Genomic DNA, 20,833 nt, shown 5'->3' with positions numbered 1-20,833 from the left:
GGCCTCGCCAATGCGAGGCCTTTTTTATTGCGTCATGGCTCGTGTTACTGCGTCATGCCTTGGGATCGGGTTTCGCCAGCACGGTATAAACGCACGGCAGGACAAACAGCGTAAACAGTGTCCCGATCGACATCCCCGTGGCAATCACCGTCCCGATGTCGAAGCGGCTGACCGCACCGGCGCCGGTAGCCACGATCAACGGCACCATGCCGAACACCATCGCCGCCGTGGTCATCAACACCGGGCGCAGACGAATCGCCGCCGCTTCCTCCACCGCCTCCCGAGGCGTGAGGCCCTTCTCCTTGCGCAACTGGTTGGCGAACTCGACGATCAGGATCCCGTGTTTGCTGATCAGCCCGATCAGTGTCACCAGCCCGACCTGAGTGTAGATGTTCATGCTCGACCAGCCGAGGAACAGCGGAATCAGCGCCCCGCAGATCGACAGCGGCACGGTCACCAGAATCACCAATGGATCGCGGAAGCTTTCGAACTGCGCCGCCAGCACCAGGAAAATGATCGCCAGTGCTAACGCGAAAGTCACCCACAGCGCACTGCCTTCCTGGACGAACTGCCGGGAGGCGCCGCCGTAATCGAAGGCAAAACCGGCCGGGGCTTCCTCCCGGGCGATCTGCAGCACACTGTCGATGGCTTCCCCCATGCTCACCAGCGGGAACCCGGACAGCTTCGCCGCGTTGAGTTGCTGGAACTGGTTGAGTTGTCGCGGTCGCGCGCGGTCGGTCACGGTGATCAGGGTCGACAGCGGCAGCAGTTCGCCCTGGGTGTTTTTCACGTAGTAATTGTTCAGCCAGTCCGGGTTGTCGCGGTAGGCCCGTTCGACCTGGGCGATGACCTTGTAACTGCGGCCTTCGATGGTGAACCGGTTGATCTCGGCTTCGCCGAGCAAGGTCGCGAGGGTGCCGCCCAGATCCTGCATCGACACGCCCATCTGCGCTGCCTTGGCGCGGTCGATGTCAACCACCACTTCGGGTTTGTCGAAGGCCAGGTCAAGGTCGACGAAGGCGAACTTGCCTGACTCCATGGCGCGCTTCTTGATCCGGTCGGCCACTTGCAGCAACAGCTCGTAGTCGTTGGCGGTGTTGATCACGAATTCGAACGGCAGACCTTCACCGGTGCCGGGCAGGGATGGCAGGTTGAAACCGAAGATCTGCAGGCCCGGAATGCCCTCGAGTTTGCCCTGCACCTCGGGGAGAATTTCCATTTGCGTGCGGCTGCGCTCGTTCCACGGCTTGAGCAGGAAGCCGCCGATGCCGCTCTGCACGCCGTTATAGCCGTTGATCTGGAACGATGAATAGTACTCCGGGAACTCCTTGAAGATCTTGATGAACTCGTCGGTGTAGGTGTTCAGGTAGTCGAGGTTGGTTGGCTGCGGCGCGTTGGCCATCATGAAGATGATGCCCTGATCCTCGTCCGGTGCCAGTTCCGACTTGGTGAACTTGAGCAGCACCGGAATCAGGCACAGCACGATCACCGCAAACACCAGCACCACCGGCCGGGTGTTGAGCGTGCCGTGCAGCATGCGCTGATAGCGCCGCTTGAGGCTGTCGAAAATCCGGTCGAGGCGGTGGGCCAGACCCGTGGGATTTTCGTCATGGCGCAGCAGCATGGCGCACATCATCGGCGACAGGGTCAGGGCGACGACGCCGGAGATCACCACCGCCCCGGCCAGGGTCAACGCAAATTCCTTGAACAGCGCCCCGGTCAGCCCGGTCAGGAAACCGATCGGTGCGTACACCGCCGCGAGGGTGATGGTCATCGACACCACCGGCATGGCGATTTCCCGGGCGCCTTCGAGCGCGGCTTCCAGTGGTGTCTTGCCTTCCTCGATGTGCCGGTGGATGTTTTCCACCACCACAATCGCGTCGTCGACCACCAGCCCGATGGCCAGCACCATCGCCAGCAGGGTCAGCAGGTTGATCGAGTAGCCCATCATCTGCATGAAGAACATCACGCCGATCATCGACAGCGGAATGGTCACCACCGGAATCACTACCGAACGCAGGGCGCCGAGGAACAGGAACACCACCACGATCACGATCAGCACCGCCTCGAACAGGGTTTTCACTACCTCGTCGATGGAGGCCTGAATAAACAGCGTGGCGTCGTAGGCGATTTCGCTCTTGAGGTTGGGCGGCAGCTGGGCTTCCAGCTCCGGCATGATCTTGCGCACTTCCTTGATCACGTCCAGCGGGTTGGCGCCGGGCGTGGCCTTGATCCCGATGTACACCGAAGGCGTGCCGCCGAACGAACTGATCGAGTTGTAGTTTTCCGCGCCCATCTCGACCCGCGCCACATCGCTGAGCAGTACCCGGCTGTCACCGCTGACCTTGAGCGGGATCTTGCCGAAGGCTTCGGCGGACTTCAGTTCGGTGTTGGCGTTGATGCTGGTGACCACGTACTCGCCTTTCACCTCGCCGGCGGCGGAGAGGAAGTTGTACTGGCGCACCGCGTTGGTCACGTCACTGGCACTGAGGCCGAAGCCGGCGAGTTTCACCGGGTCGATCCACAGGCGCATGGCGAACACCTGGTTGCCGAGAATCTCTGCCTCGGCCATACCCGGCAGGGTCGCCAGTTTCGGCTGTATCACCCGCGACAGGTAGTCGGTGATCTGCGGATTGTTCAGCTCCTTGCTGAAGAAGCTGATGTACATCAGCGCCGAGGCATCGGCGGCTTCTTTGCTCAGTACCGGGTCTTCGGCATCCTGAGGCAGTTTGTTCTTTACCTCGTTGGCCTTGGCCAGCAGTTCGGTGAACAGGCGGTCGCTGTTGGAGCCGATGCGCGCGTAGATCGAAATCACCGAGAAGTTCTGGCGACTGACCGAGGTCATGTAGTCGATGCCCTCGGCGCTGGCCAGGCTCTGTTGCATCGGCTGGGTGATATAGCCCTGGATGGTTTCGGCGTTGGCCCCGGGGTACGCGGTGGTCACCGTGATCAGGGCGTTTTCCATTTGCGGGTACTGGCGCAGCGGCAGCTTGCTCCAGGCCTGAAAGCCCAGCAGCACAATCAGCAGGCTGACCACGGTGGCTAGCACCGGGCGGCGGATGAACGGATCGGTAAAAGCCATGGGGTTTCCTTGATCAGTCGGCGCGGGGCGGACTGTTCTGCTCGCCGAGGGTCTTGTCGTCGCTGATGGCAATGTGGGCGCCGTTGTCCAGTTTGATCTGGCCGGCCGTCACCACCTGTTCGCCGCTCTGCACGCCCTTGTTGATCATCACCTGGCCATCGCGGCGTTCGCCGGTCTCGACGAACCGACGCTCGGCGATCAGCACCGGTTGGCCCTTGTCGTCTTTCTCGACGGTACCGTCTTCGGCTTTCTTCTGGGTGACCACGTACGTTGAGTTGCCGTAGAGGGTGTAGGTGATCGCGCTTTCCGGGACCACGATGTGTTTCTGCGGATCCGGCAGCAGCACTTCGACGCTGGTGAACATGCCCGGCAGCAACTTGCCGTCGGGGTTGGCCAGGGTGGCGCGCACCAGAATGTTGCGGGTGGTGCTTTCGACGATCGGGTTGATCGCGCTGATGGCACCGGTGAAGTTCTGGCCGGGATACGCCGCGACCGTAATCTGTACCGGTTGCCCGATGGCCAGTTTCGGCACCGACTGTTCGGGCACGTAGAAGTCGGCGTAGAGGCTGCTCAGATCCTGCAGGGTGGCGATCTTGGTACCGCTGGCGAGGTAGTCGCCGATGTCGACAAGGCGGATGCCGATGGTGCCGCTGAAGGGCGCGACGATGCGTTTTTTGGCCAGCGCCGCATTGAGTTGATTGACCGTGGCCTTGTTCTTTTGCAGCTGCGCCGAGAGCCGGTCGAATTCGCCTTTGGAGATGGCGCTGCTGCCGACGAGCTGGCTGCCGCGACCGTAATCCAGCTGCGCGAGGCCGAGATCGGCCTTGGCGGTTTCGAGGAAGGCGGCTTCGACGGCGCTGTCCAGTTGCAGCAAGGGTTGGCCGGCCTTGACCTTCTGCCCCGATTCAAACTTCAGCTCGGTGACGGTGCCGGCGTTCTCCAGACTCAGGTCGACGCCTTGCAGCGCTTTCAGCGTGCCGACGGTGGGCAGACGCATCTGCCACGGGCGCTCGACGGCGGTGGCCACGGCGACGCTGATCGGCGGCTTCGGTTTTGAAAAGCCCTGGATCATCGTATAGATCGAGAAGGCCTTGTAACCGGCGAGAAGCAGAACGATCAGCAGTACAACACCCAACATGATCAGCATGCGGCGACGCAGCATATTTCCAGTTCCTTGGAGAAAATCAGGCGAGACAGGCGGGCACATTACCGCGAGTCCGGCAGGGATTCCAACTGCCAGTTTTACCGGGTGTAAGGGAAGAAGGTGGAGAAAAGCGGGGCCGCCGACCGAACGGTCGGCGGCGAATTTCAAGCCATCAGATGAAGATGGTTGTCCCAGAGCCCTGCGGGCAAATCCAGCGGTTTGGCCAGCAGATCGTCCTGACGGCAATCGTAGTAGCGGCAACGTCCCTGACCGGAGGTCACGACAAACCCGTCCTTCACCGCACCGACGCCGGCGCAGTCGGGCAATGGGGCGTCGAGGCGCACTTCGCCGCTGTCCAGGTCCCAGATGAAGAAGCGGTTGCCGCGCGGTGCGGTCAGTGCCACCAGACGCAGGTCGCTGTGCACGGCGACGCTGGCGGTGTAATGCCCCATCGACTGCAACTGATGCTCCGGCACCGGGAACGCCACGAATGGCTGGCCCGGTCGCTTGATCGCCAGCAGCTCCGAGCGCTCGTGGGAAGGCCCCATGAATTGCTGGCCGGCAACGATGGTGCCGTCGCTGGCGATCCCCAGGTGGCGCACGCTGTTCATCTGCTGGGCGAGGGTTTCCTTGCTCAGCAGGGTGCCATCGCGCTGCATCAACACCAGGCTTGGTTCCATGGCGTCGAGGTTCATGTCGACCCGGCTTTCGGCCTCGGTGCGGATCCCGCCGTTGGCCACCACCAGGGTTTCACCATCGGGCATCCACGACACCTGATGCGGGCCGAGACCGTGGGTGGAAATCTCGCCGCTGTGCACCAGCCGTTCGCCTTCGAACTTGTACACCCCGAGCAGTCCACGGCCCGGATCGGTGGTGTCGTTTTCGGTGGCGTACAGGTAGTCGCCGCTGTGGTGGATCACCGCGTGGCCGTAGAAATGCCGGTTCGGCTGCGACGTCACGGTTTGCAGCAATGCACCGCTGCGCAGGTCGATCAGGTAGCTCTCGGTGCCCGGCCGGCGGGCGACGAACAGCGCGATCGGCAGCGTCGGGTGATTGATGATGTCGTGGCAGCGCTGGCCGACTTCGGTGGCGAACACCTGGGTGCCGTCCAGCCGATAGCCGACGGCGTAGTGCTTGCCGTCGGTGTCGTCCCGCGCCGACAGCAGCAGCGGGCTTTGGTCCTTGCGTTTGAGCAGCGTCCAGCCGCCCAGTGTCACTGCTCCCAGCAGCAAACTACCTAAAGTCAGAGCCTGGCGTCGCAGCATGGCACGTGCCCTCATCAGTCACCGTCGTTGGCGTTGAAGCCCAGTTGGATGCCCAGCGCCTTGGCCAGCTCGCCTTCGTGCAGGCGGTGGACGACGTTGAGGCTGTCGTAGATGTCGTTGAGCTGCTGGCGACCGGCGTCATCGTTGAGCATTTCGGTCAGCGAGCGCTGAGTGCTGCCGAACAGTTTGAGCGACGCCGCGTAGGCAGCATCGATCTTGTCCGCCAACGGCTTTTGCTCAGCCGGCAACAAGCCGCGCAGGCCTTTGTTGTCGACGCCTTCCCAGACGGTTTTGGCCGCTGCGAGGCTGGCTTCCAGCGACTCCATGGACGACTGGCTGCGCCATGCGTCAGCCTGGAACGGCTGAGGTACGCCCTTGCTCTGGCGGCCCATCGGCGTGCCGAGTTTTTTCTTCAGGGTGTCGAGGGCGGTGACCTGTACCCGCAGCAGATCGGCGATCGCTTCGTGGGAGTCGGCGTAGCGCTGGTTCGGGAACTTGCTCATCTGCGCGAGCATGCCGTCGGTGTTGTTCCAGCTGCTGAGGATCTCTTCGGCCAGTTGTTTCTGACGCTCGCCGATGGCCACCAGCAGTGGGCAGTACTTGGCTTTCTGTGCGTCGTTGGCCACGTCAGGCTTGGCGTCAAACAGGATGTACTCGTAAGCGGACAGGCCTTGCACCACGACGCTGGACTTGGCCAGTGCGGCGGCATCGATCTGCGGCTGCGCGGTGACCAGTTGCTCGACCTGACGGCCGACCAGGTTTTTCTTGTCCGGCCAGAACTGCACCTGCCACGAACGGTTGCCCTCGGCCAGCGGGCCGATCAACAGCGGTTGCAACTCGGCCCAGGCTTTCTGCGCGTGCAGGAAGTCGGCACGGGCGGTGTCCAGCGACTCTTTGCCCTGGCAGTAGGCGAGGGCGCTCACGGCCAGTTGCTTGTCGGCTTCGACCCAGCGGGTGTAGGTCGGCAGGATCACCGATTTGGCGATGGCCGCCGAGGTGACGGCTTGCGGATCCTGCGGCGAGCACGCGCCGAGGGCCAGTGCGGCAAGACTGGTGAACAACAGCTTGGGACGGAACATGTCGGGCTCCCGATTCTTTTAAGTGTTTAAAGTGAGTTCAAGAACGCCAGCAGCGCGGCACGCTGCTCGGCGTTGAAAGACAAAACCTGTTGCTGCGCCGCTTTCGCTTCGCCGCCGTGCCAGAGCACGGCTTCGAGCAGATTGCGGGCGCGGCCGTCATGCAGAAACTGAGTGTGGCCGCTGACCGTCTGCGTCAGGCCGATGCCCCACAGCGGCGGGGTGCGCCAGTCGCGGCCGGAAGCCTGGAATTCAGTGCGGTTGTCCGCCAGACCTTCGCCCATGTCGTGCAGCAGCAGATCGCTGTACGGGCGAATCACTTGATTGGCCAGTTCAGGTTCGGCCGCGTTGGCGGCGGTGGTGTATTTCGGTGTGTGGCAGGACTGGCAACCCGCCTGGAAAAACAGATTCTTGCCGGCCAGCACCTGCGCATCATTGACGCCACGGCGGGCGGGAACGGCGAGGTTGCGGCTGTAGAACAGCACCAGGCGCAGGATGTTGTCGCTGACTTCCGGTTCGCCGACCGGGCCATTGCCGTTCGGCGCCTGTTTGCAGGCGGTTTGCGCGTCGGTGCAGTCATCAAACGGTCTCAGGCTGGTGGTGAGGCCCATATCACCAGAAAACGCGTGAACATTTTGTTGATTGAGGTTCGGTTGGCCGGCTTTCCAGCCAAATCGGCCCATGACGGTCTTTTGCTGCTCATCGTCCCAGACCCGGTTTGGCCGGCCGTTGATGCCGTTGTTTTCTTTGGCCTGCGCGGCGGCGTTGGCGAGGATCGCTTCTTCCGGGATCGCTTCAAGCAGGCCCAGGCCGATCATCGGCGGCGCAACGCGGGCCGAGAAACGTGTGTCCGGGTGCATCGGGCCGTAGCCGAGCTGGGTGATCTGCAAGACCGGTTTACGCAGCTCAACCTCGGTGCCGTCCTTGAAGCGCACCGGCACCGGCGTGTAATCGACCCGCACCTTGCCTTCCGGCGCGACACCGGGGACGGCCATGTCCTGGAACTGGCCGCCGTAAACCGGCTCGGGCACCACGCCCACCTGTTCGATAACTTTGGCATAGGCCGGCGCATCGGGAATCGACAGACGCACCAGCATTGAAACCGCGTTGGCCGCATCCGGCGTCGGCGGATGGCCGCGGCCGTCCTTGATATGGCAGTTCTGGCAGGCGTTGGTGTTGAACAGCGGGCCGAGGCCATCGCGGGCGGTGGTGGTCGACGGCGCGATCACCCACGGGCTGCGAAAGAAACTGTTGCCGACACTGAAGTCCACCCGCCGCGAAGGCGGCAGGTTGGCCGACGGCAGGGAAAACGCGTTCTGATCGCTCTTGCGCACGGTCGCCGCGCCGCCGGAACGGGCCTCACCCGGCTCGGCCTTGGTGAAACGCGGGGCGTCATCGCAGGCACTCAGGCCCAGGGCCAGAAACAGTGCGGACAAGCGAAGAGGCAGCGAGGGCATCAGACTTCCTGCAAGAGGGGCGAATTTAAAGGCGCAAAGTCTAACAGGGCGAGGGGGTTTGAATAAGAGGAATTATCGTTTGCTTGATGCACGTCAGGTCAGCCAGAACGAAAAAGGCGACCCGAAGGTCGCCTTTATTAACGCGGACGCTGTGATCAGAACTCGTGATCGGCGTTGTCCGGGTTCAGGTCGCTGATGCCCAGTTTGCCGGCAGCGGCTTCGATCGAACCGGTCTGCTTGACCAGCGAAGCGATGGCGTCGCGGACGATCTGGTTGCCGGCGGTGTTGCCGGCCGCGATCAACTGGTCGTAGTGCTCACCCTTGTTGGCGTGATCGACCATGACCTGGATCTTGGCTTCGGTGGCGGCCAGATCGGCTTTCAGCGCGGTGTCGGCAGCCGGATCAACCTTGGCCACCAGCGACGACAGGCTCGCGCCGGTCATTTTGGTGCCGTCGACGCGGGTGTACTCGCCCAGGTAAACGTTACGAATGCCCTTGGCATCGTAGAAGTGCGAGTTGTGGGTGTTGTCGCTGAAGCAATCCTGTTCGTCTTCCGGGGAGTTTGCTTCCAGGGACACCTTCATGCGCTCGCCGGCCAGCTCGCCCAGGGACAGGCTGCCCATGCCGAACAGCATTTTGCGCAGGCCGCTTTCAGCCGGTTCGGCTTCCAGGGTGGCGCGGTAGTTGTCGGCCACGTTCGGCTTCCAGTTACCGACCATTTCTTCCAGGTCGCTGACCAGCAGCTGGGTCACGGATTTCAGGTAGGCACGACGACGATCGTTGTGACCGCCAGTGGCGCCTTTGCCTTCCAGGTAGTCCGAGGCCGGACGGTTGCCGGCGCCAGGGCCGGTGCCGTTCAGGTCCTGGCCCCAGAGCAGGAATTCGATGGCGTGGTAGCCGGTGGCAACGTTGGCTTCGGAACCGCCCAGCTCGTTCAGGCTGGCGAGTTTTTCCGGGGTGATGTCTTTGACGTCGACCTTGTCTTCGCCGACCTGTACTTCGGTGTTGGCGATGATGTTGGCGGTGGCGCCCGGGTTGCCCAGTGCGTGCTCGTAGGACTTGTCGACGTAGTCGATTAGGCCTTCGTCCAGAGGCCAGGCGTTCACTTGACCTTCCCAGTCGTCGATGATGGTGTTGCCGAAGCGGAACACTTCGCTCTGCAGGTAAGGAACGCGGGCGGCGACCCAGGCAGCCTTGGCGGCTTTCAGGGTGTCGGCGTCCGGCTTGGCGAGGAACGCGTCGATGGCGGTTTGCAGGGTTTTCGCGGTGGATTCGGCATCGCTGTAAACGGCGAAGACCATGTCGGCGTAGTGCGAGACAACGGCTTTGCCGGCGGCCTCGTCGACTTTACCGGCAGCAGCAGCAGCAGCAGGCGCAGCCGGTGCAGCGGTGCTCGCAGCCGGAGTCGGCGCAGGAGCGGCGGCCTTTTCTTTGTCTTTACCTTCGCCGCAACCGGCGAGGGAAATAGCGATGGCCAGCAGACTGGCGGTAGCCAGAGGCATACGAATCATGGCGAACATCCTGCTTCGGTAATTGAGTGGACAGGCGCGGGGGTGCGCAAAAGCTGCGACATAATGCAAATCTTTCGCATTATGTGTAAAGGGTTGTAGCTGGAAATATTTCCTATTTGCGCGGGGGTTGCGCTGGATCAACAGCGTAGAGCACGCCCGGCGGATCAAGGGGTTTGCCGGGCTTCGCAGGGGAGATTTCAGAGAATGGCCGCGTTGCTGCGCTGGGCCTGCTTGAGGTAAATGCTCAACTCGCGTGCCGGCAGCGGTTTGCTGTAGTGGTAGCCCTGACCTTCGTGGCAGCCTTCGGAGATGATGTAGGTTTCCTGTTCGGCGGTTTCCACGCCCTCGGCGATCACCTGCATGCCCAGGCTCTTGCCCAGTTGAATGATGGCGCGAACGATGGTCGCGTCATCGTCGTCATCCAGCAGGTCCTGGACGAAGCTCTTGTCGATCTTGATCTTGTCCAGCGGCAGACTCTTGAGATAACTCAGCGACGAATAGCCGGTGCCGAAGTCGTCGATGGCGATCAGGGCGCCGGAGCGGCGCAGGCTCAGCAGGTGCTGGGCGGCGGTGCTGATGTCTTCCATCAGGCCGGTTTCGGTGACTTCCAGCTCCAGGCTGCGCGGTGGCAGGCGGTACATCTGCAACAGGTTGTTGACCACGCGGGGCAGCTCGGCGTGGTGCAGTTGCACGGTGGACAGGTTGACCGCCATGCGCAAATCGACGAAGCCCTGATCGTGCCAGTCGCGCAGTTGCTTGCAGGCCTGATCCAGCACCCATTCGCCGATGGCGATGATGGTGCCGTTCTGTTCCGCCAGCGGGATGAACAGGTCCGGCGGCACCAGACCGTGTTCCGGATGCTGCCAGCGGATCAGGGCCTCGACCCCGACCACGCGATGATCGCGGTAGCTGATCTGCGGCTGATAGACGAGGTAGAACTGATCGCGCAGCAAAGCGTCGCGCAGGTCTTTTTCCAGCTCGCGACGGCGGCGCATCTCGCTGTCGACGCTGGCGATATAGAACTGATAGCGGTTGCGCGATCGGGTCTTGGCCAGGGTCATGGTCTGCTCGGCTTTCTGCAACAGCTTCTCGGTGCTGTCGCCGTCCTCCGGGAACAGGGTGATGCCGATGGTCGCGCGCAGGCGAATTTCTTGATGATCAAGGGCGAACGGCGCTTCCAGGTCATCAAGGATACTTTGCGCCAGTTCCGCCGCTTCGTAGGGTTGCTCGATATCGGCCTGCACCAGCGCGAACTGGTCGCCGCCGAGACGGGCGAGGGCGCCGAGGCGACCGCTGTGGGCGCGTAGCCGGTCAGCCAGGGCGAGCAATAACTGATCGCCGGTCTGGTAGCTGAATTGTTCGTTGATGCCTTTGAAATCGTCCAGACCTACGCAAAGCACGGCGACCCTGCGTTGCAGCTTTCCGGCATCCACCAGGATCTTGTCCAGTTGCTGCTGTAATTGCTGGCGGTTCGGCAGGCCGGTGAGGAAATCGTACTGGGCCATGCGCAGCAGGCTGTTTTCCGCTTCGTGGCGCAGGTGGGTATTGCGTTCGATGGATTCGAGCAACTGATTGGCGGTGTTGATCCAGATCCCCAGTTCGTTTTTCTCGTGGCCCTTGAGCTGCGGAATCTTGTGTTCGCTGGGGCGGTCCGGGTTGATCTCGGTGAGGTGTTCGATGATCCGCGACAGCGGTTTGGTCAGCAGCCAGTGATAGACCAGATACAGCACCAGGCCCATGGCCAGGGCGCGCAATACACCGGAAATGAAGATGATCACCGAGCTGACGATGAAACCCTGACCGTAGGTGGCCGTGTCGAGGGTGATGCTCAGATCGCCGTAATATTCGCTATACGGCCCACGTCCCACCAGTTGGGTGGTAAACGTGCGTTCCTGGCCGAGGATCAGGTCGGTCAGCCAGCGGCTGTTGGATTGCTGCAGCTCACGGGATTTTTGCGCGAGCATCGCTTCGTTGGGATGACCGATGGACGCCTGACGCACAGCGTCGTCCTGGAACAGACCTTCGATCACCTGCATGCCCATCTCCCGGTCCAGGCTATAGACCGCCTGGGTGGAGGGATCACGGAACATGTCGAGGATGCGTTCGGCATCGCCGGCGACGGCCTGGCGTGTTTTATAGGCATCGAAAACGATCTGCGCGCAGCTCAAGACCACACCGACGATCAATGCCGACAGGAGCACGACCCGGAGCAACTTCACCGACAAGCTGTTCTTGAGTTCCAGCTTCAAAGGGTTATTCCTTGTTCCGTGCGGGTAGCGTCAAGTTGCCATGAGTATTGGCAATCCCGTGTTGGCAGTCAAAGGGACAATCGAGCCGCGGAAAATTTGTCCGTGGCCTTGGCCGAAATGCTGCTGTCTGGAGTATTTGCCCTGGTTGTACTGTGTCGGTAGTTTTGGCCTCCAACTTGAGGGGTGTCGGACAATTTTTCCTCTTTTGATGGTAGTTCGCCGTGGCTTGGGAGCAAGGCGAGAAGGGCTGCTTTGCGTGTGGGAAAAGGCCTGTTTGTGATGGGACGCACCCGAGATGATTTCTGCGGGCAGAAAAAAACCCGGCAATGGCCGGGTTTTTGTCTGGCGTGCAGCTTAAGCGGTGAAGGTCTTGCCTTCGAACTGCTCGGCCACGAACTTCCAGTTGACCAGGTTCCAGAACGCCTCGACGTATTTTGGACGCAGGTTACGGTAGTCGATGTAGTAAGCGTGTTCCCACACGTCGCAGGTCAGCAGCGGGGTGTCGCCGCTGGTCAGCGGGTTGCCGGCGCCGATGGTGCTGGCCAGAGCCAGGGAGCCGTCAGCCTTTTTCACCAGCCAGCCCCAGCCGGAACCGAAGGTGCCGATCGAGGTTTTGCTGAATTCTTCCTTGAACTTGTCGAACGAACCGAAAGCCGCGTTGATGGCTTCAGCCAGTGCGCCGGTTGGTTGACCGCCAGCGTTTGGCGCCAGGCAGTTCCAGTAGAAGGTGTGGTTCCAGACCTGAGCGGCGTTGTTGAAGATGCCGCCCGAGGAAGTCTTGACGATTTCTTCCAGGGTCTTGCCTTCGAACTCGGTGCCTGGCACCAGGTTGTTCAGGTTCACGACATAGGTGTTGTGGTGCTTGTCGTGGTGGAATTCCAGGGTTTCCTTGGAAATGTGCGGCTGCAGGGCATCGTGTGCGTAAGGCAGCGGCGGCAATTCGAAAGCCATGATGATTCTCCTAATCAGGTCTGTTGCGGTGAGCGCAAGGCCGATCACGGGCGGCCAGAAATGCACCGGCGAGTTTTTACTCTTTGCGGCGCAGGGTTCGGATCATAGCACCGGGGGTGCGGCTTAACCACGCAACAACTGTGTGGGATAGAGGTTCCAGAGCTGTTTGGAATAATCACGAAGCCAGAATGAGCTGACCCGCTACCGTGAACATCATCACCGCCACCAACAGATCCAGAATCCGCCAGGTACTCGGCCGTGCCAGCCACGGCGCGAGCCATGCCGCGCCGAACGCCAGAGTGAAGAACCACAGCAGTGAAGCACTCGCCGCGCCGACCACATAAGCGCCGGGCACCGACTGTTGCGCACCGAGGGAGCCGATCAGCAAAACGGTGTCGAGATAGACGTGCGGGTTGAGCAGGGTCACCGCCAGAGCGCTGAGCATCACCGCCCGCAGCGAACGTACGGTCTGGTTTTCACCCTGTTGCAGGCTCTGTTTCGAACAGGCCCGGCGCAGCGCCTGGCTGCCGTACCAGATCAGGAACACCGCGCCGCCCCAGCGGGCAACCGCCAGCAAGGTCGGGTTCTGCGCCAGCACCGTGGCCAGACCGAACACACCTGCCGCCACCAGCAGCGCATCGCAGGCGACGCACAATGCAGCGACCGGCAGGTGATGTTCACGCCGCAGGCTCTGCGCCAGGACAAAGGCATTCTGGGTGCCGATCGCCATGATCAGCCCGAACGCCACCAGCAAACCGTTGGTATAGCTTTGCCACATGACGGTTACTCCGCGTTGGCTGCGAGGTCGCGCAGCACTTGCATGGCGCGTTCGGCGTCCGCCTGACCGACGAACAAATGATCGTGGTAGTAGCCGGCAATCACATTGCAGCTGATCCCGGCCTTGCCCAGTGCGGTGGCGAATGCGGCGGTCAGACCAACGGCTTCCAGCGCCGAATGCACGTTCAAGGTGATCCACGCTGCGACATAGTCGAAGCTGAAACCGGCGCGTTCGGCGTGGGAACGTTCCAGGATCACCGTCAGGCCTTCCTGTTCACGGAAACTGCCGACGACTTCCAGGCCGCTCGGCAACTCGCCGTCGGACAAGGTGCAGAACACGTATTCGCCGGCATTGAGCTGCGGGCTCATGCTGCGCAGCAGGGTGGTCAACGAGGTTTCGCCAGCCATGGGGGGGGTCCTTGATAAAGAGTGCTTGCTGGCTATTCTCCCGGTTGACGCTGTATAAGAAAAACCAATAGTGCTGATCGCTCATTAGGAAAACTGATGTTCGACTACAAATTGCTTTCCGCTCTGGCCGCCGTGGTCGAGCAGGCCGGCTTCGAACGGGCGGCGCAGGTGCTGGGCCTTTCGCAATCGGCGATATCCCAGCGGATCAAACTGCTGGAAGCACGGGTCGGCCAGCCGGTTTTGGTGCGCGGCACGCCACCGTCGCCCACCGAGATTGGCCGGCGTCTGCTCAACCATGTGCAGCAGGTGCGCCTGCTCGAACGGGATTTGCAGACGCTGGTGCCGGCACTGGACGAAGAGGGGCTGCCGGAACGCCTGCGCATCGCCCTGAATGCCGACAGCCTCGCCACCTGGTGGGCCGAGGCGGTGGGCGACTTCTGCGCCGAACAACATCTATTGCTCGATCTGATCGTCGAAGACCAGACCGTCGGCCTCAAACGCATGCGCGCCGGTGAAGTGGCCGGTTGCCTGTGTGCCAGCGAGCGTCCGGTAGCAGGCGCGCGCAGTGTGCTGCTCGGAGCGATGCGCTATCGGGCGTTGGCCAGCCCGGCGTTCATCAAGCGGCATTTTCCCGACGGCGTGCGGGCCGAACAATTGCCGCGCACCCCCGCATTGGTCTTCGGCCCAGACGATTTTCTCCAGCATCGATACCTCGCGTCCCTCGGCGTCGATGGCGGTTTCGAACATCACCTGTGCCCGTCGTCCGAAGGTTTTATTCGCCTGACCGAAGCCGGGCTCGGCTGGGGACTGGTGCCGGAATTACAGGTGCGCGAGCAACTGGAGCGCGGCGTACTGCGCGAACTGTTGCCAGATAAACCGATCGATGTGCCCTTGTACTGGCATCATTGGCGCAATGGCGGTCAGTTGCTCGGGCTGTTGACCGAGCAATTGGTGCGCTCGTCGGCGCAATGGCTGGTGCCGTTGGACTGACGGCCAGCGTCAAGACTCACGAATCAGGCAAAACGAAAGACAGCGGAGCTCTACATGAAAATTCTGGTCACCGGCGCAAGCGGCTTCATTGGCGGACGCTTTGCGCGTTTCGCCCTGGAGCAGGGCCTGGAGGTGCGGGTCAACGGTCGCCGGGCCGAGGGTGTCGAGCATCTGGTACGTCGCGGTGCCGAGTTCGTTCAAGGCGATCTGAGCGATCCGGATCTGGTGCGTGCGCTATGCAGCGATGTCGAAGCCGTGGTGCATTGCGCCGGCGCGGTCGGCTTGTGGGGCCGTTATCAGGACTTCCATCAGGGCAACGTGCAAGTCACCGAAAACGTGGTCGAGGCCTGCCTGAAACAACGGGTTCGGCGGCTGGTGCATCTGTCGTCGCCCTCGATCTACTTTGACGGTCGCGACCACCTCGGCCTGACCGAAGAGCAAGTGCCCAAGCGCTTCAAACATCACTACGCCGCGACCAAATACCTGGCCGAGCAAAAGGTCTTCGGCGCCCAGGAATTCGGCCTCGAAACCCTCGCTCTGCGCCCGCGCTTCGTCACCGGCGCCGGCGACATGAGCATCTTTCCGCGCCTGCTGAAGATGCAGCGCAAGGGCCGTCTGGCGATCATCGGCAACGGTCTGAACAAGGTCGATTTCACCAGCGTGCACAACCTCAACGAAGCATTGCTCAGCAGCCTGCTGGCCGATGCCTCCGCGTTGGGCAAAGCCTACAACATCAGCAACGGAGCTCCGGTGCCGCTGTGGGATGTGGTCAATTACGTGATGCGCAAGATGGAAGTCCCACAGGTCACCAAGTACCGTTCCTACGGTCTGGCCTACAGCGTGGCGGCGCTCAACGAAGGTGTGTGCAAGCTCTGGCCCGGGCGTCCCGAGCCGACCCTGTCGCGCCTGGGCATGCAGGTGATGAACAAAAATTTCACCCTCGACATCAGTCGCGCCCGGCATTATCTGGACTACGATCCGAAAGTCAGTCTGTGGACGGCTCTCGATGAGTTCTGCAGTTGGTGGAAAGCCCAGGACATTCGTTGAAACGAATCGGCCGGCCGGCAATGAACCGCCCTGCCGCTTGAGGGTCAATCCTTGCGGCTGAGAGGTTTATACTTCGCCCCCAATCTGCCATCACTGCGTTTCACAAAGGTTGCCTCAATGTCCATGCGTAACGATGCCCACGACGATTTCGACGATGTACCGAGCCTGCGCGCCGATACTCTCGATGACGACGATTTTCCAGCCACCGCCCGGACCACCGTGCATTCGCGCACGCCGCCGGCGGTCAAGGTCAAGGCCGCCAGCACCGGGCCGTTGTGGGCATTGGTCGGTGCATTGTTCTTCGCATTCATTGGTCTGGCCTGGTGGAGCTTCCAGCAGATTTCACTGATGGAGCAGCAACTGGTGGCGACCCAGGAAAGTTTCGCGCGCATCAGTGAGGAAGCGGCGGGGCGTTTGCAGGACATTTCCGGCAAGGTCGTGGCCAGCCAGACCAATGTCACCACCGACAGCGAAGCCCTGAAGCTGCAGATCAAACAGCTGCAAAGCGCCCTTCAGGATCAGAGCAAACAGCAGCAGGGCGTGGCCGGGCAGGCGACGGATCTGGACAAGCGTCTGGCGCAGATGACCGCCCAGGCCAGCGAACAGCAGAGCGCCAACACTCAGTTGCAAGCCCAGGTCAAAGCCCTGAGCGCCGAGCTGGCAACGCTGAAAAGCACGCCGGCCGACACCAGCAAGGTCGACGCCCAGCTCAAGAGCTTCGATGCACAGGTGAAGGGGTTCGATGCGCAGTTCAAGAGTCTCGGCGCGGACATCACGGCCCTGAAGAAACAAGGCAACCCGAGCGCCGCGATTGATCGTCTGGAACAGGAAATCGTTGTACTCAAGAGCGAACAGGACAACCGTCCGGCCGCTGCCCAGGGTGGCACCAACACCGCCGAATTCGACGCGTTTCGTGGGCAGATGACCCGCAACATCAACACCCTGCAAGCGCAGATCCAGAACCTGCAGCAGCAACTCAACGCCCGTCCGTAAGCCTCTCGTGTGGCGAGGGAATCAACACCCTCGCCACAGCAACATTCAGAAGCCATCTGAATATCCATACATGCCTTCAGGCCGTCTACGCTCTTGAAACACCAACAAGAACGAGGGATGCGTCATGGGGTTTGTGCACAAGCTGGCCTGGCTCGGCGCGGTGCTGCTGTTGAGTTTCGGTCAGGCCAACGCGGCCATTACGGAAAAAGACGACAGCAAGGCCGCCATCGCCTTGCTGGAAAAGGCTCTGGCCTATTACCACGACAACGGCGACAAGGCGTTCGCGGCGTTCAGCCGCCAGGGCGAATTCGTCGACAAGGACCGTTACGTGTTCGTGGTCGACACCAAGGGCGTGATGCTCGCCAGCGGCGGGCCGTCGTCGGCATTGATCGGGCGCGACGTCAGCGAAGTGCTCGGGCCGGACTTGCAGAAGTCCTTCAAGGACGCCTTGAAAGTGCCGGAAGGCAACGGCATCCAGCAGGCCGAATACCGCTGGCAGAACTGGTCCGACGGCAAGGTCGAGCGCAAGCACGTTTACTATCAACGCATCGGTCAGCGGATTCTGGCGGTAGGTTATTACTTGCCGCGTGCGTCGGCGGAACAGGCGAAAGCGTTGCTCGACAAAGCGGCCACCGACCTGGCCAAAGACGAGAAGGGCACGCTGTCCGCGATCAACTCGCTCAAGGGCGGATACTTGCAGGATGACCTGTATGTGTTCGTGGTCAATCTCGACAACAAGCGCTACGTCGCCCACGGCACCAATCTGCGGTTGATCAACACCGATTTCGCCAAGGTCGATGACCCGGAAGGCAAACCGGTGGGCGAACCGATTCTGGCGCTGATTGGCAAACAGGATGAGGGCGAGTACGAGTACCGCTGGAAAAACCCGGTGACCGGCAAGGTCGAGGACAAGCATGCCTACCTGAAGAAGGTCGGGAACATGCTGGTGGCGGTCGGTTACTACAGTGCCTGATTCGTGAGCGCTCCCACGCAGCGCGTGGGAGCCATCGGCATCAATCAGCGGGCGCCGTGCTCACGGCCCCGCAGCAACCGGTTCGGCATCGCGATCGCCGCCGCCAGCCCAAGCAGCGAAACCGCCGCGCTGACCATCAGCAAATGCCGGAACGTCACCAGCAATTCGGCACGCAAGGCATTCTGCGCATCGCCGGGTGCCGCGTTCAGGCCATCGAGCAACACGTTGCCGGAATGCCCTTCGCTCATCAGCGAGCTGCCGGCCAGGTGCGCGAAACTGGAGTCCTGCAACAACGCCAGCAACAGCGCCGACATCAACGCTACGCCCACCGCGCCGCCCAGGGAGCGGAACAGGTTGGTGGTGCTGGTGGCGACGCCAATGTCCTTTTGCTCGACCGAGTTTTGGGTGCCGACCAGCGAGGTCGGGAACTGCATGCCGCCGGCGATCCCGCTGAGCAACATGAACAGGCTGCTGAGCAGCGTCGCATCGGGCGGGCTGAAGGCCATGCCGAGGATCGAGACCGGCATCAGCAGCGCGCCGGTCAGAATCTGCGGTTTGTAGCGCCCGGTGATCGAGGTGCGACGTCCGGCGAAATACGCGCCGATCGGCAAACCCATCGCCAGCGGCAGCAGGTGCAACGCAGCGCTGTCGGCGCCGGCACCGGTTACGCTCTGAAAGCGCAGCGGCATCAGCACGATCAGGGAAATCGCCTGGAAGCTGCAAAAGAAAATCGTGCACCAGCACAGCAGCGCACTGCGATTGGTGAACAAGTGCATCGGCAGCAACGGCTCCCGCGCGCGTCGTTCATGCCAGACGAACACCGCCAACACTGCCATCGCGCAAGCGAACAGACCGAGCACTTCACTGCTGCGCCACGCATGGCCCTGGCCGACCTGAGTGATCGCCAGCAACAGTGCCGTCAGGCCGATGATCATCAACAGCGTGCCGAGATAATCGATGACTGGTTTGCGCTGCGGAATCGGCAGGCCGATCAGATTGCGTCGCGCCACCCAGTAAGCGCCAAGGCCCAGCGGCAGGTTGATCAGAAACACCCAGCGCCACGACAGGTACTCGGTCATGTAACCGCCGAGCACCGGGCCGGCCACACTGGCCACCGCGTACATGCTGGAGAAATAGCCCTGATAACGCCCGCGTTCGCGAGGTGGCACGATGTCGCCGATGATCGCCTGACTCACCGAAATCATCCCGCCAGCGCCGATGCCCTGGAAAATCCGCGCCAGCACCAGTTGCTCCATGCTCTGGGCCATGCCGCAGAACAGCGACGCTAGGGTGAACATGCCCATGCCGAACAGCATCAGTTTGCGCCGCCCGTACAGATCGCCGAGCTTGCCGTAGATCGGCACCGCCACGGTCATCGCCACCATGTAGCCGGAAATCACCCATGCCAACAGGCTGACGTCCTTGAACTGGGCGGAGATGGCCGGCATGGAAACGGCGACGATGGTCTGGTCCAGCGCGCCGAGAAAGATCGCCATCATCAGCGCGACCAGCACGCTGCGAATGGCCGGTTTGGGCGTTTCGGGATGGTTGAGATTGGTCACGGGCAAAACCTGCGGGCAGTGAGGGTCCCGCAGATCGCCAGGCGAGCGGGGATGCTCGCCAGTGTAAGTCGGTAGGAAGCTATTCGATAGCCTCATAAGGAAGCCCGACGTAATTTTCTGCAATGGTTTTTTGGCCGGCCTCCGAGCTGACAAAGTAGTCCAGTTCCGAAGCACAGATCCGCTGACTGAAATCATCGTGCTCGTCGAAGCGGTGCAGCATCGAAGTCATCCACCATGAAAACCGCTCGGCTTTCCACACCCGGCGCAGGCAGATCTGCGAGTATTTCTCCAGCAACTCAGTGCGACCTTCGCGGTAGACCTTCAGCAGAATCCTGAATAACGTGCTGACGTCGCTGGCTGCCAAGTTCAAACCCTTGGCCCCGGTCGGCGGAACGATATGCGCCGCGTCGCCCACCAGAAACATCCGCCCGTACTGCATCGGCTCGACCACAAAACTGCGCAGCGGCGCGATGCTTTTTTCAATCGACGGACCGGTCACCAGTTTCTGCGCCAGATCCTCCGGCAGACGATTGCGCAGCTCATCCCAGAAACGCTGATCCGACCAGTCGTCGACGTTTTCCTCGGCGGGCACTTGCAGGTAATAACGGGTGCGCGTCGCCGAGCGCATGCTGCACAGGGCGAAGCCGCGCTCGTGGCGGGCGTAGACCAGTTCATCGTGGATCGGTGGCGTGTCGGCGAGAATCCCCAGCCAGCCAAACGGATAAACCCGTTCGAAGACTTTCAGGCAGTCCTCGGGAATCGACTGCCGGGCCACGCCGTGGAAACCGTCGCAACCGGCGATGTAGTCGCAATCGACGCGCCAGGTTTCGCCGTCCTTTTCGAAGGTCACATAAGCTTCGTCGCTTTTCACGTCACAGGGAACGACATGGCGGGCTTCGTAAATTGTCTGCCCACCGGTCTCCCGACGAGCGGCCATCAGGTCGCGGGTGACCTCGGTCTGGCCGTAGACCACCACGGTTTTTCCATCGGTCAGAGCTTCCAGATCAATGTGGATCCGGCGCCCGTCGAGGGCCAGTTCGAATCCACCGTGCACCAAACCTTCGGCGTCCATCCGCTGACCCACGCCAGCTTCGCGCAACAGCTCTACCATGCCCTGTTCAAGCACGCCGGCGCGGATTCGGCCGAGCACATAGTCAGGTGTCTGACGCTCCAGAATCAGGGTGTCGATGCCGGCGTTGTGCAGCAGTTGGCCGAGCAATAATCCGGACGGACCGGCGCCGATGATGGCGACTTGGGTTTTGAGCGTTTTCATTGTTTTTATGACTCGCAAGCTTCACGCGACAAACGCCGGTGAATGATTTTCAGGATTCGAGTGCTTGCATTTTTC

At 61.6% G+C, this 20,833-nt stretch carries 16 protein-coding genes; 4 read left to right on the top strand and 12 right to left on the bottom strand.

Annotation, left to right across the window (positions count from 1 at the left end):
• Positions 1 to 52 precede the first annotated feature (52 nt).
• The 10 genes from JKA62_RS03300 to JKA62_RS03255 form a co-directional block, all read right to left on the bottom strand.
• Positions 53 to 3,082 (bottom strand): multidrug efflux RND transporter permease subunit, encoded by a 3,030-nt coding sequence (locus JKA62_RS03300; protein ID WP_201816342.1) that lies wholly within the window; start codon positions 3,080 to 3,082, stop codon positions 53 to 55.
• Positions 3,083 to 3,095: 13 nt separating this feature from the next.
• The gene (locus JKA62_RS03295) at positions 3,096 to 4,244 is read right to left on the bottom strand and encodes an efflux RND transporter periplasmic adaptor subunit (RefSeq protein WP_064383816.1); all 1,149 of its coding nucleotides are present in this window, start codon (positions 4,242 to 4,244) and stop codon (positions 3,096 to 3,098) included.
• A 146-nt stretch (positions 4,245 to 4,390) separates the two neighbouring features.
• On the bottom strand, positions 4,391 to 5,491 hold the full coding sequence (locus tag JKA62_RS03290; protein WP_201816339.1) for a DUF1513 domain-containing protein: 1,101 nt from the start codon (positions 5,489 to 5,491) through the stop codon (positions 4,391 to 4,393).
• 14 nt (positions 5,492 to 5,505) lie between these two features.
• Positions 5,506 to 6,570 (bottom strand): imelysin family protein, encoded by a 1,065-nt coding sequence (locus tag JKA62_RS03285; protein ID WP_007953243.1) that lies wholly within the window; start codon positions 6,568 to 6,570, stop codon positions 5,506 to 5,508.
• 26 nt (positions 6,571 to 6,596) lie between these two features.
• Complete coding sequence (locus JKA62_RS03280) at positions 6,597 to 8,024, bottom strand: di-heme oxidoreductase family protein (protein ID WP_201816337.1); 1,428 nt, start codon at positions 8,022 to 8,024, stop codon at positions 6,597 to 6,599.
• A gap of 155 nt (positions 8,025 to 8,179) precedes the next feature.
• Positions 8,180 to 9,535, bottom strand: coding sequence for an imelysin family protein (locus JKA62_RS03275; RefSeq protein WP_201816335.1), 1,356 nt, complete (start codon positions 9,533 to 9,535; stop codon positions 8,180 to 8,182).
• Between the two features lie 197 nt (positions 9,536 to 9,732).
• Positions 9,733 to 11,784: a putative bifunctional diguanylate cyclase/phosphodiesterase gene (locus JKA62_RS03270; protein WP_064383811.1), complete on the bottom strand. Its 2,052-nt coding sequence runs from the start codon at positions 11,782 to 11,784 to the stop codon at positions 9,733 to 9,735.
• A 354-nt stretch (positions 11,785 to 12,138) separates the two neighbouring features.
• Positions 12,139 to 12,735: a superoxide dismutase gene (locus JKA62_RS03265; protein WP_003227660.1), complete on the bottom strand. Its 597-nt coding sequence runs from the start codon at positions 12,733 to 12,735 to the stop codon at positions 12,139 to 12,141.
• 175 nt (positions 12,736 to 12,910) lie between these two features.
• On the bottom strand, positions 12,911 to 13,513 hold the full coding sequence (locus JKA62_RS03260) for a LysE/ArgO family amino acid transporter (protein ID WP_011335710.1): 603 nt from the start codon (positions 13,511 to 13,513) through the stop codon (positions 12,911 to 12,913).
• A 5-nt stretch (positions 13,514 to 13,518) separates the two neighbouring features.
• Positions 13,519 to 13,920 carry an ACT domain-containing protein gene (locus JKA62_RS03255; protein ID WP_011335709.1) on the bottom strand — a complete coding sequence of 134 codons (402 nt, stop codon included), beginning with the start codon at positions 13,918 to 13,920 and terminating at the stop codon, positions 13,519 to 13,521.
• A gap of 96 nt (positions 13,921 to 14,016) precedes the next feature.
• Between JKA62_RS03255 and JKA62_RS03250 the strand changes: the two genes are divergently transcribed.
• The 4 genes from JKA62_RS03250 to JKA62_RS03235 all read left to right on the top strand — a co-directional run bounded on the left by JKA62_RS03250 (position 14,017) and on the right by JKA62_RS03235 (position 17,923).
• On the top strand, positions 14,017 to 14,910 hold the full coding sequence (locus JKA62_RS03250; protein ID WP_011335708.1) for a LysR family transcriptional regulator ArgP: 894 nt from the start codon (positions 14,017 to 14,019) through the stop codon (positions 14,908 to 14,910).
• 54 nt (positions 14,911 to 14,964) lie between these two features.
• Positions 14,965 to 15,957 (top strand): NAD-dependent epimerase/dehydratase family protein, encoded by a 993-nt coding sequence (locus JKA62_RS03245; protein ID WP_201816333.1) that lies wholly within the window; start codon positions 14,965 to 14,967, stop codon positions 15,955 to 15,957.
• Between the two features lie 117 nt (positions 15,958 to 16,074).
• Positions 16,075 to 16,950 carry an ATPase gene (locus JKA62_RS03240; RefSeq protein WP_201816331.1) on the top strand — a complete coding sequence of 292 codons (876 nt, stop codon included), beginning with the start codon at positions 16,075 to 16,077 and terminating at the stop codon, positions 16,948 to 16,950.
• Positions 16,951 to 17,074: 124 nt separating this feature from the next.
• Positions 17,075 to 17,923: a cache domain-containing protein gene (locus JKA62_RS03235; RefSeq protein ID WP_011335705.1), complete on the top strand. Its 849-nt coding sequence runs from the start codon at positions 17,075 to 17,077 to the stop codon at positions 17,921 to 17,923.
• Between the two features lie 44 nt (positions 17,924 to 17,967).
• Here JKA62_RS03235 and JKA62_RS03230 read toward each other — a convergent pair whose 3' ends face one another.
• Together JKA62_RS03230 and pobA are read right to left on the bottom strand one after the other, a co-directional pair.
• The gene (locus tag JKA62_RS03230) at positions 17,968 to 19,485 is read right to left on the bottom strand and encodes an MDR family MFS transporter (protein WP_011335704.1); all 1,518 of its coding nucleotides are present in this window, start codon (positions 19,483 to 19,485) and stop codon (positions 17,968 to 17,970) included.
• Positions 19,486 to 19,564: 79 nt separating this feature from the next.
• Positions 19,565 to 20,758: a 4-hydroxybenzoate 3-monooxygenase gene (pobA, locus tag JKA62_RS03225; RefSeq protein WP_201816329.1), complete on the bottom strand. Its 1,194-nt coding sequence runs from the start codon at positions 20,756 to 20,758 to the stop codon at positions 19,565 to 19,567.
• Positions 20,759 to 20,833: the final 75 nt, after the last annotated feature.

This window comes from Pseudomonas sp. B7 (assembly GCF_016735645.1).
Taxonomy (GTDB): domain Bacteria; phylum Pseudomonadota; class Gammaproteobacteria; order Pseudomonadales; family Pseudomonadaceae; genus Aquipseudomonas; species Aquipseudomonas glycinae.
Note: the sequence above shows the minus strand (reverse complement) of the source record. Positions and strands in the feature narration are given on the sequence as shown.